This window comes from Chelativorans xinjiangensis (assembly GCF_009812055.1).
Lineage (GTDB): Bacteria > Pseudomonadota > Alphaproteobacteria > Rhizobiales > Rhizobiaceae > Chelativorans > Chelativorans xinjiangense.
In genome coordinates this window covers 60,771-77,351 of the sequence record NZ_WQNH01000010.1, presented here as the reverse complement: position 1 = coordinate 77,351, position 16,581 = coordinate 60,771, and the positions used below count along the sequence as shown (strand labels likewise).

15 protein-coding genes and 1 pseudogene are annotated in these 16,581 nt (G+C 61.9%); 13 read left to right on the top strand and 3 right to left on the bottom strand.

Features of this window, described 5'->3' with window-relative positions; genetic code table 11:
* Window positions 1-10: 10 nt before the first annotated feature.
* Genes GM910_RS09475 through GM910_RS09465 form a run of 3 tightly spaced genes read right to left on the bottom strand, consistent with a single transcriptional unit; the run spans window position 11 to window position 2,978 of the window.
* Complete coding sequence (locus GM910_RS09475; protein WP_246225933.1) at window positions 11-1,300, bottom strand: alpha-hydroxy acid oxidase; 1,290 nt, start codon at window positions 1,298-1,300, stop codon at window positions 11-13.
* Window positions 1,219-2,172, bottom strand: a complete 954-nt coding sequence (locus tag GM910_RS09470) for a prephenate dehydratase domain-containing protein (RefSeq protein WP_159587275.1) — start codon at window positions 2,170-2,172, stop codon at window positions 1,219-1,221. The genes GM910_RS09475 and GM910_RS09470 overlap by 82 nt, the downstream gene beginning before the upstream one ends.
* A gap of 17 nt (window positions 2,173-2,189) precedes the next feature.
* Complete coding sequence (locus GM910_RS09465; protein WP_159587274.1) at window positions 2,190-2,978, bottom strand: class I SAM-dependent methyltransferase; 789 nt, start codon at window positions 2,976-2,978, stop codon at window positions 2,190-2,192.
* A 293-nt stretch (window positions 2,979-3,271) separates the two neighbouring features.
* Between GM910_RS09465 and GM910_RS09460 the strand changes: the two genes are divergently transcribed.
* The 13 genes and pseudogenes from GM910_RS09460 (at window position 3,272) to GM910_RS09400 (ending at window position 16,566) form a co-directional block, all read left to right on the top strand.
* On the top strand, window positions 3,272-3,565 hold the full coding sequence (locus GM910_RS09460) for a hypothetical protein (protein WP_201285448.1): 294 nt from the start codon (window positions 3,272-3,274) through the stop codon (window positions 3,563-3,565).
* A gap of 144 nt (window positions 3,566-3,709) precedes the next feature.
* The gene (locus GM910_RS09455; RefSeq protein WP_159587273.1) at window positions 3,710-4,504 is read left to right on the top strand and encodes a class I SAM-dependent methyltransferase; all 795 of its coding nucleotides are present in this window, start codon (window positions 3,710-3,712) and stop codon (window positions 4,502-4,504) included.
* 231 nt (window positions 4,505-4,735) lie between these two features.
* Window positions 4,736-4,867: a hypothetical protein gene (locus GM910_RS27605; protein ID WP_281354879.1), complete on the top strand. Its 132-nt coding sequence runs from the start codon at window positions 4,736-4,738 to the stop codon at window positions 4,865-4,867.
* Between the two features lie 56 nt (window positions 4,868-4,923).
* The gene (locus tag GM910_RS09445) at window positions 4,924-5,751 is read left to right on the top strand and encodes a recombinase zinc beta ribbon domain-containing protein (protein ID WP_201285447.1); all 828 of its coding nucleotides are present in this window, start codon (window positions 4,924-4,926) and stop codon (window positions 5,749-5,751) included.
* A gap of 357 nt (window positions 5,752-6,108) precedes the next feature.
* Window positions 6,109-6,425, top strand: a pseudogene (locus GM910_RS27185) (IS5/IS1182 family transposase); the annotation flags it as partial.
* A 614-nt stretch (window positions 6,426-7,039) separates the two neighbouring features.
* Window positions 7,040-8,035, top strand: coding sequence for a TAXI family TRAP transporter solute-binding subunit (locus tag GM910_RS09435; RefSeq protein ID WP_159587271.1), 996 nt, complete (start codon window positions 7,040-7,042; stop codon window positions 8,033-8,035).
* A 30-nt stretch (window positions 8,036-8,065) separates the two neighbouring features.
* Window positions 8,066-10,477 (top strand): TRAP transporter permease, encoded by a 2,412-nt coding sequence (locus GM910_RS09430; RefSeq protein WP_159587270.1) that lies wholly within the window; start codon window positions 8,066-8,068, stop codon window positions 10,475-10,477.
* 208 nt (window positions 10,478-10,685) lie between these two features.
* Window positions 10,686-11,591, top strand: a complete 906-nt coding sequence (locus GM910_RS09425) for a branched-chain amino acid ABC transporter permease (protein WP_159587269.1) — start codon at window positions 10,686-10,688, stop codon at window positions 11,589-11,591.
* Window positions 11,588-12,511, top strand: a complete 924-nt coding sequence (locus GM910_RS09420) for a branched-chain amino acid ABC transporter permease (RefSeq protein WP_159587268.1) — start codon at window positions 11,588-11,590, stop codon at window positions 12,509-12,511. The genes GM910_RS09425 and GM910_RS09420 overlap by 4 nt, the downstream gene beginning before the upstream one ends.
* On the top strand, window positions 12,483-13,286 hold the full coding sequence (locus GM910_RS09415; RefSeq protein ID WP_159587267.1) for an ABC transporter ATP-binding protein: 804 nt from the start codon (window positions 12,483-12,485) through the stop codon (window positions 13,284-13,286). Before GM910_RS09420 ends, GM910_RS09415 begins: the two co-directional genes overlap by 29 nt.
* Before the next feature lie 13 nt (window positions 13,287-13,299).
* Window positions 13,300-14,010 carry an ABC transporter ATP-binding protein gene (locus GM910_RS09410; protein ID WP_159587266.1) on the top strand — a complete coding sequence of 237 codons (711 nt, stop codon included), beginning with the start codon at window positions 13,300-13,302 and terminating at the stop codon, window positions 14,008-14,010.
* An 89-nt stretch (window positions 14,011-14,099) separates the two neighbouring features.
* Window positions 14,100-15,305, top strand: coding sequence for an ABC transporter substrate-binding protein (locus GM910_RS09405; RefSeq protein WP_159587265.1), 1,206 nt, complete (start codon window positions 14,100-14,102; stop codon window positions 15,303-15,305).
* 70 nt (window positions 15,306-15,375) lie between these two features.
* The gene (locus tag GM910_RS09400) at window positions 15,376-16,566 is read left to right on the top strand and encodes an ABC transporter substrate-binding protein (protein ID WP_159587264.1); all 1,191 of its coding nucleotides are present in this window, start codon (window positions 15,376-15,378) and stop codon (window positions 16,564-16,566) included.
* Window positions 16,567-16,581 lie beyond the last annotated feature (15 nt).

The window sequence follows — 16,581 nt, the reverse complement described above, 5'->3', positions numbered from 1 at the left end:
TTGAAATCGATCAGGAGCCGGTCAGACGCTCCGGGGCCACAGCCGCGACAGGCCGGACGGACGGTATGCGAGCGCCGCGTACGCTCGCCACGCTGAACTCGGCCGGCGTGCGAGCTCCCGCCAGCATCTGCACGACGCGCAGCTCTTCTCTGAGAACGTCGAGCGCCTTGCGCACGCCAGCCTCGCCTGCAGCCGCGAGCGCGTAGAGCGTCGCCCGCCCCACCTGCACGGCGTCGGCGCCTAGAGCCAGGGCGCGGGCAATGTCGCTTCCGGTTCGGAAGCCGCTATCAATGAGAATGGTCAGTTGACCGGCAGCCGCTTCGACGAACTCTGGAAGAATGTCGATCGTGGCGACCGCTCCGTCGATCTGCCGGCCACCGTGGTTGCTGACCACGATGCCGTCAACGCCAGCGTCGATGGCTTTTCCGACCTGGGCAGGGTCGAGGAGGCCCTTGACGATCAAGGGTCCCTTCCAGGCGTTGCGCACCCATTTGATGTCGTCCCAGTCCACGGAGGGGTCGAGCTGTGCCTGCATCAACTCTGCGATGGTTTCGGTCGCTTGCAGGTCAAGCTCGGCTGCCATGACCTTGAGCCGGGGAGGGCCTACTCGCACCATATCCAGAGTCCAGCCGGGATGCGCCAGAAGGCTGCACAGTTTGCCGGCATTCCATCGAAACGGAAGTGTAAAGCCATTGCGGACGTCTCGAAGTCGGCGTCCGGGGATCGTGTTGTCGACGGTGACTTCCAGCGCCTCGAAACCCAATGCGGCCGCACGCTCTATCAATCTCAGCGTGACGGCCCGGTCCCGGAACACGTAGAGCTGGAACCACTTCGGACCTTCGCCTGCTTCCGCGACCGCCTCCATGGTTGCGGTCGCAGCCGAACTCATGACGAAGGGAATGCCCGCAACTCCGGCGGCCCGGGCGAGCGCAGCGTCCCCGCCGGACCTTGCAGCACCGGCAAGCCCAGTCGGACCGATGACGAGCGGCATTGCGATTGTACGGCCGAAGAGACATGTTTCCTGGGAGCATTCGTGCATATCGCGCGGTCCGGAGCCCACGAGCCTGATACGGTCGAGCGCGGCCCGGTTCTCCAGAAGCGTGCTCTCTCCGCCGCTGCCGCCATCAATGAAGTCGAAAACGAAGCGCGGCAACCTGCGTCGCGCACGTTCGCGGAATCCTTCGACGGATTCATGCATCCAGTCCGAAGCCGCGAGCCTCACGCCTTCATCCCCCTCACGGATGGCTGCGGTCGCGTCGGGTTTGCCGGGTAAGTGCCGAGGATAACGCTCGACGTGCAATTCATGGAAAGGTGCTCCACGGCACTCCGTACTTCAGTAGAGCGCGGATCACCTTCGAATTCGCAGAGAAATCGTGTCGCGACAAAACCACCATCGACGAGATAGCTTTCGAGTCGCGTGAGGTTCACCTGGTGCCGGCCGAACCCTTCGATGGCATCGTGTAACGAACCTGGCCTGTTCTCCACGGCAAAAAGGACGGTCGTGAGCATCGGCACCTGCCTCGATCTGGATCGAGAGGGCTCGGTAGCGAGAATGTAGAAACGTGTAATGTTGTGCGGGCTGTCTTCGATGTTGGCCCGAAGGACTTGAAGGCCGTAGTAGTGTGCCGCTTCTCGCGATGCGACTGCGGCTTCGTCCAAGGCTGAGCTCTCCGCAATGTATGCGGCAGCTGCGGCGGTATTCGACACGCCGACACCTTGCAACCCGTGAAGGGTGAGAAAGCATCTGACCTGTTGAAGCGCAACCGGGTGCGAGTACACTCGTCTGACTTCTTCGAAAGTCGTTCCGTGTCGCGCCGCAATATGCAATTCGATCCGTTCGTAATGTTCACCTATGATGTGCAGCCCGCTTTCGGGCAGCAGCAGGTGGATGTCAGGGACGCGGCCCGCCAGCAGATTCTCGCACGGAACAATCAGGGCATCGGCCGTGCCCGCATGTACGGCCGCAACCGCTTCGGCTGTCGACTCGAATGGCAAAGCGTCCGCATTTGCAAAGGCGTGGCTGCAGGCGATGTGGACGAATGCACCTGGCTTGCCATGGTAGGCGACGGTCGGGCGTGACTTCGACCGGCGGGGCCTTCGCCTCAACAAATCTGGCTGCATGTCAGCCTTGGCCGGTCGGACCATGTCGAAGTTGAGCGCGGAATGCGGCATCGCTGGCTTCGCTCCCCTCAGGAGAAATTGGCGCGGGTCGTGGTCATGACCGTCATGGGCCACATCAGCGCCCACCCCGAAGACGTGAGCGTCACGCTCAGGAAGCGATCCGCTGCATCGAGGCACTCGTCGGGGGTAATCCCGTCCTTGGCCGAGAACAGCAGATGAAGGAAATGACCGATATCCTCCCGACGGTCGAATTCCCATGGAGTGGTGACATCGTGGAAACTAGGCGTATTCCACCCGGTGAGCGCGCAAAGACTCTCGGCGAACTCTCGCGAAAGAAACGCCACCTCATGCCCGGTGCAACAGGTTCTGGCGATGACGCTGTCAAAATAGCGCGCCAGCTGGGTTCCGGCGAAGATGTCGGCTATCACCATCCGGCCGCCGGGTCTGACGCACTCGGAAAGGCGCCCGAACGCCGCAGTCTTGTTGGCGACGTGGTGGATCGCCCCTCGGCTCCACACGGCATCGAAGTCGCGGCAGTCGATGTCGAGCTCCTCTGCCGTTGCCTGGACAACGCGGATGTTGCCGTGCTCGGCATCCGCCTCGAGCGCCGATAGCTGATCGACAGACGGATCGGTCGCCACCAGCAGTCCGTCCGCTCCGATCAACTCCGCGATCGCCACGCTGAAATATCCGTTGCCGGCACCGATCTCAAGGACCTTCTCGCCGCGTTTCGGGTCGAGAAACCGGGCCATGCAGGCGATGTCCGATCGCCATGCGTTGGAGTAGGTCGCAAGAGCATCCTGGTAGGTCGCCGAACGCCTTCCTGAAAACTCCACGATCTTCGCATCGCCGTACATCGCATCATCCTTTCGTGCGTATTGCCGGGTCGCTCAGAGGCGTGATCGCAGCGAAGCCGATGCAGTCGGAGGCTGCTTGAAAAGCTCTAAAAGGAAGCGATCACGAAGCCATTTCGGAAATAGCAGCACCGCAATCATTGCTTGTCAATTGCACTTTGCAATTATTTTTTGCGATGCACAAAACTTAGGCGTGCTGCACTCAAGGCAAGCAGGAATTGTGGAACATTGCACGCAGCCTGACGTATCAGAGTATTCGTGGACCGGTCCTCGAACCTGTACTGCGTCGGCCCAACATGCTGCGCAAGAACCCCGACCTGCGCGCCGACCGCTTTGTCGAGCGTTTTCAGGAACTCAAACAGACCGGCGAGCGCCAGTATGCGGCGGGAGATTATTCCGGCTACAGGTCCATCCGGGCCGAGATGGGCAATATGGTCATGGGTCTCGAACGCGATCCGCAGCTAGAATCCATCCTTGAAGGCCGCAAGCGGGACCTCGGCATCTCGTTCGATTCGGGGCTGGGCATCAGCCGTGCTCTCGCCCTCAGTCACGGACTCGGCAGGGGTAGAGGACGGGATCTCGGATTGTAGAATGGTTCCGATTGCTGCCCCCTCATCTGGCCGGTGTGGGCTTGTCCCGGCCGCTACAGACCCCATTGCAGCCCGCAAAGACGATGACGATGCCAAACCGGAAGCTAGCGTTGCATTCACCTCTATTTCGTGCGGAATTGGCCTATGCAATCAGTTGACCCCTCCTTCGACATCGTCGATCGGACACGGGCCGAGTTGGCAGACCTGATTGATCTCCAGATGGCCCCACTCGGCTTGGCCGCCATCAATGCGCTTGGGCCGATGCAAGGAAAGACGATCCTGGACGTTGGCTGCGGCGCGGGTCAAACGACCCTTCAACTTGCCGAACGTGCTGGAAATTCCGGCCGCGTAGTCGGTGTCGACATAGCACCCGCTGTCCTGATGGTTGCGCGCGCCAGGTCGAACCACCTGCCTGCGGTTTCGCTACAGCAAGCCGACGCGGCGCAACTGTCGTTGCCTGACCAGAGCGTCGATTTCGTTTATTCTCGCTTCGGCGTCATGTTCTTTGCGGACCCTATCCACGCGTTCGGCAATCTGCGGCGCATGCTTCGTTCTGGCGGTCGGATCGGCTTCGTCTGCTGGCGATCAATTCAGGAAAACGAGTTGGACTTCCTTCCGCTTGAAGCAGCAGGGCTGGCGTTGCGCGATGCCCCGCATATCAGCTTTGAACAGCCCTCCTTCATAAAGGAAGTTCTTTGTGCAGCGGGCTTTGACAAGATCACAATCGACCCGTTCGATGCCGAGGTTTCGTGCGGGGATATCGACAAAACGCTGGAAGTGGTCACCCAAGTCGGGGCGCTTGGGAAAGCTCTGCGGGATACGCCGGACATGCGCACCGTTGTAGAGCCACGGGTCCGGGCAGCACTTGCAGAGCGAGCGAATTCGGGACGGGTTAGTTTGAACGCTGCAACATGGATCGTCACCGCTCTGAAGGCCTGACATCAAGAAGCCGGACCGGCAGCTCCAGGCGCCAGCCCTAAACGGGATGCGGACCGTCGCTTTCCACCACACCACACCAATCCCCGACAGGGCAGGTGGCGGCCAGAGGAAGAGGCCGGCAATGGGCGGTGATAGAAAGCATCTTGGCAGAGAGGGCCGGCCAATGACAACTGCCCGCCCGCTGGAGGTACCGGCAACGAAACCGATGTCGCCGAGCGACTGGACGCGGTGGTGCTGTCCATCGCACGGCTGATCGGCAGGCGCATGGCGCGCGAGGATTTCGAGGCGTTACAGGCTGTAAACGACAACAGCAAGCCGGTTGGCATGCCGGAAGAGCAGGCCAATAAGGATGAAGATATCTGAGGGTAGGTGTTTGATCCCGCATTTTGATGGTGCATTGTTTTCCCAGGAATGGAAGGATGCCCTTCATCAAGGACCCGAGCACCGGCAAGCGAGTGTCTCGCATCAACCCGGAAAGCGAATGGATCAGGACGAAGGTGCCGCATCTTCGGATCGTGGATGACGGGCTCTGGAACGCCGTCCACGCCCGTCAGAAGCAGATTGCCGAAATCTTCGGGCCGAACCCGGCCAATACCCGTGAAGGACGCATGAAGCGTGTCCATCTGGCGAACCGGCCGGTCGCTCTTCTTTCCGGCCTTATGACCTGCGGCTGCTGCGGCGGCAGGTATGGCATCATCACGACGGACCGCTACGGCTGTCTCAACCATCACCGGCGCGGCACCTGTGACAACAACCGCACCATCACCCGCGACAAGATCGAGGCGCGTGTTCTGGTCGGCCTCAAGGAGCGACTGGTCTCATCGGAAGCGGTCGCGGAAGCCGTACGCGCCTATGCCGAGGAAATGAACCGGCTGAACCGCAATCGCAGCGCTCAGGCGCAAGGGGATCGCAAAACGCTTGCCAAGGTGGAGAAGGCCATCGCGGGTATCATCGCCGCTATCGAGGACGGCATGTATCAGCCTTCCATGAAGGCCCGCATGGACGAACTCGAACGGCAGAAGGCGGAGATCACGGCGCGCATGGCGGAGGCACCGGCCGACATCCGCGATGTGCATCCGAACATTGCCAATCTCTACCGTCTCCGTGTCGAACGTTTTCCGAAGCCCTGGACGATCCGGATGGTGGACGGCAGGCGGCCGCGGCACTGCGCTCACTCATCGGGGAAATTGTTCTCACGCCCGGTGACAAGCACGGCGAGGTTCATGCCGAGCTATGCGGCGAGCTGATGGGCATCCTCGACTTCGCCAGAGCCGAGGAAGGAGGGCAGCCGATCCCATTTATGACAGCGGTTGAAGCCAGCCCCCGCAACGACCGGGGGCGCTGTATGACACTTGGACGCGATTTCGCACGCTCACCATCCTCGCAAGCGGCGGAGGACCTTGCGTCGGTATCTTCCCATTGAGCTTCGCGCTCATATGTGAGTCGGCGATCGTATCAAGCACACTGGCCACATAAAGGAATTCATAGACCAGCGTCTTTGCCCAATCCCGGTATTTATTTGCCAGCTCGCGTTCCTGATCTCCGCTCTCACTTCTCCAATGCACGTCCCTGCTATTGCGTGTTCCGACATGAAAGCCGCGACCCATTCGACCAACTATCTCGTTGATCTGGATAATGGGATCATCGTGGACGTCGAAGCGACGGCACCTATCCGCCAGGCCGAGACCGGCACCGTTAAGGACACGATTGTGCGAACAAGGGATCGCTTCGGCCTTTGTCCGATAAGCCGGTCGCTGACGCGGCTTACGGTTCAGCACCGATGCTGGGCTGGTTGGTTGAGGAAGAAGGGATCGAGCCTTACGTTCCGGTCATCGATAACTCCCGACGCAACGATGGCACCTTCTCCCGCGAAGACCTCGCCTACGATCCGCAGAAAGACGCCTATACCTGCCCAGGCGGCAAGCGGGACGCGCCAATTCCGGTGAGTCGGCGGGCTTCTTTATTGCCGACCTTCGCTTAACCCCAGGATTCGACCCTGGCTGCGTAGAAGCTTCGACTTCACGGCTAATCGGGGATATTCGCGCAGCTCAAGCGGCATAACAGGCGATTTTCGATTTGGTGCTTCTGGTCCCGTCCGCCTTTTGAAACGGGACGCACCTGGTTTCGGACGTCGTCAGATTGCCGTCTTTCACTTCATGCCAGAGCGGAGCCGCAGTCCGTTGTCGACCACGCGGTTGATCTCTTGCATGGAGCTGTCGAGATCTTCGGCGATTGGCAACGCTTCATCGATCTTGCTTCCTCCCACTTCTTGCACTCGCCTCAAAACTTGCCGAAGTTTACACTTCGGTGAGCTGCCATATATTTCCGTTGAGTGTCGGTGATGCGCGCCGCGGCGTGAGTCGTCGGCACGTGCGTGTTCGGTTGTGCCTTGGCAAATGCTGCCGCGCAAGGAGCTTGGGCGAAGAAGGGCTTTGTGAGGCCAGGGAGGCGAATAGACCGAACATCCCGGGACCGAGGGAACCGACTGTTCCTGGGGAAAGCTTCGCCCTGGCGGGACCCAACAGGGAGGATGTCATGAAACAGTTCGAGCGTACGCTTCTCACCACCGCTTTCGCTTCGGCGGTCGCATTGGCGGCAGGCCATTCATCTGCTCAGGAAACAAGTTTCCTCACCATCGGGACCGGTGGACCGACCGGCGTCTATTTCGTGGTCGGCAATTCCGTTTGCCGCATGGTCCACAAGGAAGCCGCCGAGGGCCGTGCGGAAGGCCGCAAGCACGGGCTGAGGTGCTCGGCGCCGTCAACCGCCGGCTCGACATACAATATCGGCCAGATCTGCGCCGGCGAGCTCGATTTCGGCGTCGCGCAATCGGACTGGCAGTTTCACGCCTACAACGGCTCGGCTCCAGACAGAGTCAGTCCTTGTCCCGATCTGCGCGCTGTCTTCAGCGTGCATCCCGAGCCTTATCAAATCGTCGCCGCCGAAGGCTCCGGCATCCAGTCCTGGCAGGACCTGAAGGGCAAGCGCTTCAATATCGGCAATCCCGGTTCCGGCCAGCGCGGCACGACCGAGGAGTTGATGGGAGGCCATGGCTGGACGACGGCCGATTTCGCCGTGGCAACCGAACTCACCTCGACTGAACAGGCCAATGCGCTCTGCGACGGCAATATCGACGCTTTCGGCTATACGGTCGGGGTGCCCAATGCCGGCGTGGCCGTGGCGACCGATGGCTGCGGCGCATACATCGTGGATCTGAGCGACGATCCGGTTGCGCAGAAACTGGTGGAGGAGAACGATTACTACGCCTTCGCAACGATTCCGGAGGGCACCTACACCTCCACGGATTCGGATGTGACGACCTTCGGTGTCAAGGCGACCTTCGTGACCAGCGCAAACGTCCCGGAGGACGTCGTCTACGAAGTCACGCGGGCGGTATTCGAGAACCTCGACGATTTCCGTTCGCTGCATCCGGCCTTTGCCAATCTCAAGCCTGAAGAGATGATCGCAGATGCGCTTTCGGCGCCGATCCATCCGGGCGCGCAGAAATACTATGACGAGAAAGGCTGGTAAGCTGGCGGTCCCGAACGGGCCGGAGGCAACATGAGCGGGCGGGCCGGCGAAAGCGCCGGCCGCCCCGGTAAAGCCATAGATCCCGAAAGGGAAGCCCACGATCCGCTGGAGGAGATCGAGGGCACGCGCGCGGCCGGCCCGAGACTGGGGCTGGTGATCGGCATCCTTGCCGTCATGTGGACGCTGTTCCAGCTGTGGATTGCCTCCCCGCTTCCGTTCATGCTGGGGGGCGGCATAATCACCCACGTACCAGCGCGCGCGGTTCATCTCGCTTTCGGTCTGCTGCTCGCCTTTCTGCTTTACCCGGCGCGCCCGCAACATCGCGAGCGGCGCATACCCTGGTACGACATCGTGCTGGCGGTCGTCGCCGCCAGCACGGCGCTTTATCTGTTTTTCGGCTATGACGGCCTGGTACGGCGGCAGGGCGTATTGCTGGAATGGCAGCTCGCCGGATGGACGATTCCGGTCGAGGCCATCATCGGCGCGGTCGGCCTGCTGACGCTGCTGGAGGCCACGCGCCGTGCAATCGGCCTGCCATTGGTGATCGTCTGCGCGCTGTTCCTGCTATACTCGGTCTTCGGCCAGCAGATGCCACTCGTCATCTCGCACAAGGGCGTGTCTCTGGAACGCCTGATCGGCTACCAATGGCTGGGCGGCGAAGCGGTGTTCGGCATTCCGCTGAGCGTGTCCGTCAGCTTCGTGTTTCTGTTCGTCTTCTTCGGCGCGCTGCTCGAGCGGGCCGGCGCCGGCCGCTATTTCCTCAATATCGCCTTTGCCCTGGTCGGAAAGATGCGAGGCGGCCCGGCGAAGGCGGCGATCATCGCCTCGGGCATGACCGGCATGATTTCCGGCTCATCCATTGCCAATGTCGTGACCACGGGCACGTTCACCATCCCCGTCATGCGAAAAACCGGCCTGCCGGCAGTAAAGGCCGGCGCCATCGAGGTCGCCGCCTCGACGAACGGCCAGCTCATGCCACCCATCATGGGTGCGGCGGCATTCATTATCGCCGAGTTCGTTGGCATCTCCTATTTCGACGTCATCAAGGCCGCCTTCATTCCGGCCGTGATCAGCTATCTGGGCCTAATCTATATTTCGCATCTCGAAGCGCTGAAACTCGGTCTGCGTGGCCTGCCTGCGAGCGAAATTCCGCAATTCCGCGCGACCTTTCTCAGCGGCCTTCATTACCTCATACCGCTCGCGATCCTGATCTACCTGCTGATCGTGGAACGCTGGAGCCCGGCCAGCGCGGTCTTCTATTCGATACTGGCGCTGTTTGCGATCATCATATTGACGCCGGTCGTCAATGCTGTGCGCTCAGGCGGCGGTCTGGGCGCCGCGTTCTGGTTCGGGATCAGGGAATGCATCGCCGGCATGATCGCCGGCGCCCGCAACATGATCGGCATCGCGGTGGCGATCGGTGCGGCCGGCATCATCGTCGGCGCGGTTTCGTCCACCGGCCTTTCCAATGCACTGGTCGGCGTTATGGAGACCCTGGCGGGCGGCAATATCTATATCCTGCTGGCCCTGACCGCAGTGCTGTGCATCGTGCTCGGCATGGGCCTGCCGACCACGGCCAACTATCTCGTGGTCGCCTCGCTGCTGGCGGGCGTGCTGGTCGAACTCGGCAGTGCCGCGGGCCTGGTGCTGCCGCTGATTGCCGTGCATCTCTACGTACTGTTCTTCGGGCTTCTCGCCGATTCCACGCCACCGGTCTGCCTGGCTGCCTTCGCCGCCTCGGCGATCTCCGGCGCCTCGCCGCTCAGAACCGGCGTTCAGTCCTTCCTTTATGACATCCGAACCGCGATACTTCCGGTCGTTTTCATCTTCAATCCCACGCTTCTGCTAATCGGTGTCGAAAGCATTTGGCACGGCCTGCTCGTTTTCATCGTCTCTCTGCTGGCAATCCTCGCATTTGCATCACTGACGCAGAATTGGCTGCTGGTCCGCAACCGCTTCTGGGAGGCGCTGGTCCTGATCGTCGTCATCGTTGCACTGTTCAGGCCGAGCCTGTTCATGGACCGGCTGTATCCGCCATTCGAGACGGTTCCGCCCCAATCCGTGGCCGAGCTGACGCCGGAACCGGGCCGGATCGTCCGCTTCCACGTGGTCCGCGAGACGCCCTATGGCGACCGGTTCAAGCTGTTCGCATTGAAAACGCCCGAGCCCTCGCCACGACAGGTGCAGGGCCCGTTCGGCGTGGAGCTGGCGCAGGATGGCGAAGGCCGCTGGACCGTATCCCAGCTTGCCTTTGGCGGCGCGGCCAACGAAGCGGGAATGACGTTCGGCGATGTCGTCACGGCCGTCGATATCGAGCAACCGGGCCTGCCGCCCAAAGAGCTTGTCTACCCATTCGGCTTGCTGCTGCTGGGCGTCGTCGTTTTCTCTCAGCATCGACGGCTTCGAAAGTCAGCAGAAGGATCCACAGCGCCAACCGCATGACAATTGGAGGAGTGAGCTGAATTCGGTATGTTTCCAGCCGAACGCTTCTATTGCTTGGCGAAAGGGCTCAGGCCCATCCATTGCTGCATTGAGCTGGCAAACTGTCTCACCAGGCGGGCCCACTTTACATGAGAGAAGCTGCCTGGCGTGACCCCTTTGACATTGCCTCGCACGGCCTCTTAAATCGGCAGTCGAGGAGGCGCTGAGTTTGTTCCAGGTTCTCATCGACAGCCTCATCCGCGCGGCCGAACTGTCCTTCCTGGCGGTGGGCCTGACGATGGTCTACAGCGTGCTGCGTTTTCCCAACTTCGCCCATGTCGAGTTTGCGACCGTGGGGGCCTATATGGCGCTTCTGTTCTCGGCGACGCTGACGCTTCCGTTATGGCTCGCCGCGGCCGTCGGACTGGTGCTCACCGGGATACTAGGCGTTGTCATCGACCGGGCGATCTTCTCGCGCCTGCGCCGGGCCTCGCCGATCATGCTGATGATCGCCTCCTTCGCGCTCGGCATCGCCATGCGCGAGACCGTGCGTGCCATCTGGGGCCCGTCTCCCTTCTTCTACAATATCGGGCTGCAGCGTCCGATGGAGGTGATGGGCGCGCGCATCACCTCCATTCAGATCGCAATCATCGGCGCCGCCGTCGTCGCCATGGCCGGCTTTCACCTGCTCCTCAACCGCACACGGCTCGGCATCGCCATGCGGGCGGCGGCCGACAACAGCCAGCTGGCGCAGTCGAGCGGCATCTACACCGAGAATGTGATCCGCACGGTGTGGTTCATCGGCGCGGCCTTCGCCGCACTCGGCGGGGTGCTGATCGCCCTCAACACCCAGCTTGCGCCCGACATGGGCTTCGGCATCATCATACAGGTCTTCGCCGCCGCCATCCTCGGGGGTGTCGGAAACCCCTACGGGGCGCTGCTTGGCGCCGTGATCATCGGCCTGGCCGAGAATGTCGGGCTCGCCATCAACTGGGCGCCGCTCGCCGAGTTCCTCGGACTCTCGACTTCAGGCTACCTGTTCATCCCGACCGGCTACAAGGCGGCGATTCCCTTTACGGTGCTGATCCTCGTGCTCCTCTTCATGCCGAGCGGATTGACGGGAGCAAGGCGATGACCGATTTCCTCATCTATCTCGCCACAATGGTGGGCATCTGGGGTATCTTGAGCCTTAGCCTCAACCTCCAATACGGCGTCACCGGCCTGGTCAATCTCGGCCACATCGTCTTCTTCATGCTCGGTGCCTATATCTCGACCATCATGGTCGTGCTCGCGGGATGGCCGATCTTCCTGGGGATGGCGGCGGGGGTCGTGGCTGCGGCCGCCTTCGGCGCCCTGATGGCGTTGCCCACCTCCAATTTGCAGCAGGATTACTGGGCGATCTCCACCCTGGCGGCGGCCGAGATCGTCCGGCTGGTGTTTCTCAATACCCAACTCGGCGGGCCATATTCGGGCGCGGCGTTCGGGATGTCAGGCATTCCCCGCCCGCTACGCGCATATTTCACGTCCGGCAGCTACGACCTGTTCTACATGGTGATGGTGCTGACCGTCCTGGCTATCTGCCTGGCTTTGTGCTGGTGGGTGCTGGCTACACCGTTCGGCCGCACGATCAAGGCGCTGCGCGAGGGCGACCACGTGCCACTCGCGCTCGGCAAGCGGATTGCAACCTTTCGTATACGTTCCATGGCCCTGGGCGGCGGTATCGGCGGGCTGGCGGGTGCGCTGTTTGCTCACTACAACGCCTTCATCTCACCGCAATATTTCCTGCCGCTCGAAACCTTCATCGTTTGGGCGATGGTCATCCTCGGGGGCGCGGGCAATTTCGTCGGCGTGATCGTCGGCACGGTGATCATCCAGTCGATCTACAATTCAACACGGTTCCTGAAGGACTTCGTCCCAATCGATCAGGCCCTTCTCGGATCCCTGCGCATGATCCTGATTGCCGTGCTGATCATTCTCGTCATTCTCTACATGCCAAAGGGCCTCATCCCGGAAAGGCGGCGACGCTATGAACGGCCACCCGCTGCTCAAGGTTGAAGACGTGCATGTGCACTTCGGCGGCATCGCCGCGCTCGCCGGCGTGAACCTGTCGGTGCCGGAAGGGCTCATCTACGGTCTCATCGGGCCGAACGGCTCGGGCAAGACCACGCTCTTCAACGTGATCACCGGCTTCATCCGGCCCGACCGGGGCCATGTCACCTTCGCCGGGCGTCGGCTCGACGGGCTGTCGCCTGATGCCGTGGCCCGCGCAGGCGTCTGCCGAACGTTCCAGAGCCATCGCCAACCCGTCACCATGACGGTGATGGAGAACATGCTGCTCGCCGCGCCGATGCAGTCGGGCGAATCCCTGTTCCGCGCCGCCACGCGCTTCGCCGCCGTGCGCGGCGAGGAACGCGGCAATCTCGAGCGTGCCTATGAAATTCTCGACATGGTGATGCTCGGCGACAAGGCCAACGAATATGCCGGCAGTCTGTCCGGCGGGCAGAAGAAGCTTCTGTCCCTTGCCCAGGCCCTCATGAACGGTCCTCGCATGATCCTGCTCGACGAGCCGGTGGCCGGGGTCAACCCGCGGCTGATCGAGGACATCGCGGCGATCATCAGGAAACTATGTCATGGCGGCCAGAACTTCCTCGTCGTGGAACACAATATGAAGGTCATCCGGTCGCTGTGCGATCAGGTGTCCGTGCTCGATGCCGGGCACATCATCGCCGAGGGCGAGCCGGAGGAGGTGCTTGGCCGGCAAGATGTGCTCGAGGCCTATCTGGCGCGCAGCGGCACCGAAGCACGGCCGGACGCGGTGCGCCAGGAGTGAGCGGAGGGTCCGAATGGCAATATTGGCCGTTGAGGATGTCTACGCCGGTTACGACGGTTCCCAGGTGCTGCACGGCGTCTCGATCAGCGTCGAAGAACAGGAGATCGTCACCATCATCGGCCCGAACGGCGCCGGCAAGTCGACCCTGCTCAAGGTGGTCATGGGGTTCCTGACGCCGAGCCGCGGCAGCGTGCGCCTTCGCGGCGATGACATCACCGGCCTCAGGCCGGATCAGCGCGTGCGCGAGGGCATCGCCTATGTGCCGCAGCTCGAAAACATCTTCCCCTCGCTCACCGTCGAGGAAAATCTGCGCATGGGTGGCTACCTTCTCGACCGCGAGACGCTGCGTGGCCGCGCGGAAGAGATGTATGAGACCTTCCCGCGGCTTGCCGAGCGCAAGCGGCTGCGCGTCAAGGCACTTTCGGGCGGCGAGCGGCAGATGCTGGCCATGGCCCGCGCGCTCATGGCGGCCCCGATGCTGCTTCTGCTGGACGAGCCCTCCGCGGCGCTCTCGCCGCGCATGGCGGGTGAGGTCTTCGACAAGGTGATGGAGATCAACGCGGCAGGGCGCGCCATCGTCATCGTCGAGCAGGAGGCCCAGCGCTCGCTGGAAATCTCCAGCCGCGGCTATGTGCTGGCCGACGGACGCAACGCGTTCGAGGACCGGGCGCACAACATCCTGGCCAACGAGAAGATACGCGAGGCGTTTCTAGGGGCAGGCTGAGCGCGATTTTTCGGGTCTTGGCAGCGGACGAAACGCTTCGCCGCTCTATTTCAGGAAACAGCCACCCCGCAAAAAGGGGTGGAGAACACATGGAAAGGGAGGAGACCATCATGTGGATGCACAAGACCGCCCTGACCATCGTCACGGGCTTTGCAGCGACGCTTCTTACGGCGTCGCCGCACATGACCGCTGACGCGCAGGATACGGTAAACATCGGAATGTTCACCTCGCTGACCGGCCCGAGCGCCATCGTCGGCAAGGACATGCAGCGCGGCGTGGAGCTCGCCATCAACCGCGTCAATGAAGGCTATGAAGTGCCGCTGAAGGATGGCTCGACCAGGGCGATCGGACCCGGTGTCAACGGCAGCCAGATCAGATTGATCGTGGAGGATTCCGAATCCCGTCCGCAAGCGGCCATGGATTCGGTCCGAAAGCTGGTCAATGTCGACAATGTGTCCGTCGTGCTCGGAGAGTACTCCTCGGGCCTCACCCTGCCGACGGGGCAATTCATCAATGAGAATGGCGTCGTGCAGATCTCCATCGGCGCCAACTCGCCCAAGCTCAGGGATGTCGGTCCCTTCTTCTTCGACATGATCGGCCTCGCCACATTGCAGGGGTCGGCGATGGTGGACCTCGCGGAGCAGGCAATCGGTGCGAAGACCTTCGCCACCTTCATGCCCAACAATCCCTATGGCGTGGGCGTTGAGCTCGCCGTATGCGAGGCCGCCAAGGAGCGCGGCTCCGAATGCGTGGCGACCGTGCGCTACGAGGAGCAAAAGACCGACTATCGCGCCGAGTTGCAGCAGGCGAACGCGCCGAACCCCGATGCGGTGATATTCTTCGCCTACGGGGCGGAGGCTCAACTCGTCCTGCGCCAGGCCTATGAGCTCGGCCTCAATGCTAGTGAAAAATGGTTCGGGACCGAGGTCTCCAACTGGGTGAACGAGGTCACCGACACGCCCGAGATCGCCGAAGGTGTCCGCGGCATCGAGCACGATGTCGGCGGCGACTTCTACAACGAGCAATACGCAGGGCCCTATGAAGAGGCCTATGGCGAAAAGCCGCTCACCGTGTTCGGGGGCTATGGCTACGACGCGGCCATGATCGCCGCGCTCGCGATCAAGGAGGCCGGTTCCACCGAGCCGGACAAGATCCGCGAGGCCGTGCACAAGGCCGCAGAAACCTACAAAGGCGTGACCGGCGACAAGGCGGTCGATGAAGAAGGCATGCAGACGAACGAGGACTACGCGATCCTCATCTACAAGGACGGCGGGCTGCAGCCATACACGCCGTGACCGCGACAGGCGGGCGCAGCCCCTGTGCCCGCTTGCTCATCGCGAAGATGAAAAGCAAGGGAGACAAGCCATGAAACGGACAGTGCTCTGCGGCGCCCTCGCTATCGGCGCCGCGATGTTGCTTGGCACGGTCCCCTCGACCGTGCAGGCACAGGAAGACGTGAAGCTCGGCATGATCACGTCGCTCACCGGAACCAATGCCGTGCAGGGCAAGGACATCGCCGAAGGCATGCAACTGGCGCTCGATCGTATCAATGAGGGCTACGCCGTGCCGCTCAAGGGCGGCGAGACGCGCCAGATCGGGCTCGGACTTCTCGGCAGGACGGTGAGCGTGATCGTGGAAGACACCGAATCCCGTCCGCAGGCCGCCATGGATGCCGTGCGCAAGCTGGTCAATGTCGACAACGTGCCGCTCGTGCTCGGCGAATATTCGAGCGGCGTATCGCTGCCGACGGGGCAGTTCACCAACGAGAACAAGGTGATCCAGATCTCCATCGGCTCGACATCACCGCAGCTTCGCGAGATCGGCCCCTATTTCTTCAACGCCATCGGCCTCGACAACATCGGTGGAGCCGAACTCGCACGCCTGGCCATGCGCGATAGCGGCGCCACGCGCTTCGCCTCGATCGTGCCGAACAATCCGTTCGGCGTGGGCATGGAGCTTTCCGCCTGCCGGACGGTCGAAGAGATGGGCGGCGAATGCGTCAACAAGGTGCGCTACGATCTCGAAAAGACCGATTACAAGGCCGAACTCAACCGCCTGTTCCAGGGCGATCCGGAAGCCGTCTTCTACACCGCCTACGGCACCGAGGCCCGGCTGATCTTCCGGCAGGCCTTTGAACTCGGCCTCAAGCCGGAAAAGGGCTGGTATGCCGACTACATGACAATGTGGTCGAACGAGGTGCGCGAGATTCCTGAGGCGGCTGAAGGCGTCAAGGGATGGGTGGTCGGCGTATCGGGCGAATTCTACGACAAGGAATATGCCGCGCCCTTCGAGGAGAAATATGGCCGCGCTTCGGCGACGGCCTTCGGCGCCTACGCATATGATGCAACGATGCTGGCGGCGCTGGCCATCGAGGAGGCCGGCTCGACAGACCCTGATGCCGTACGCCAGGCATTGATGGACGTCTCGAAGACCTATGTCGGCGTCACCGGCGACAAGACATTCGACGATGACGGCATGCAGTTCGAGGAGAATTACGAGTACCGCGTCTACACCCGCGCCAAGCTGGAGCCCTATGATTTCGCACCGGCCAACTGATGCCATACCACCGCG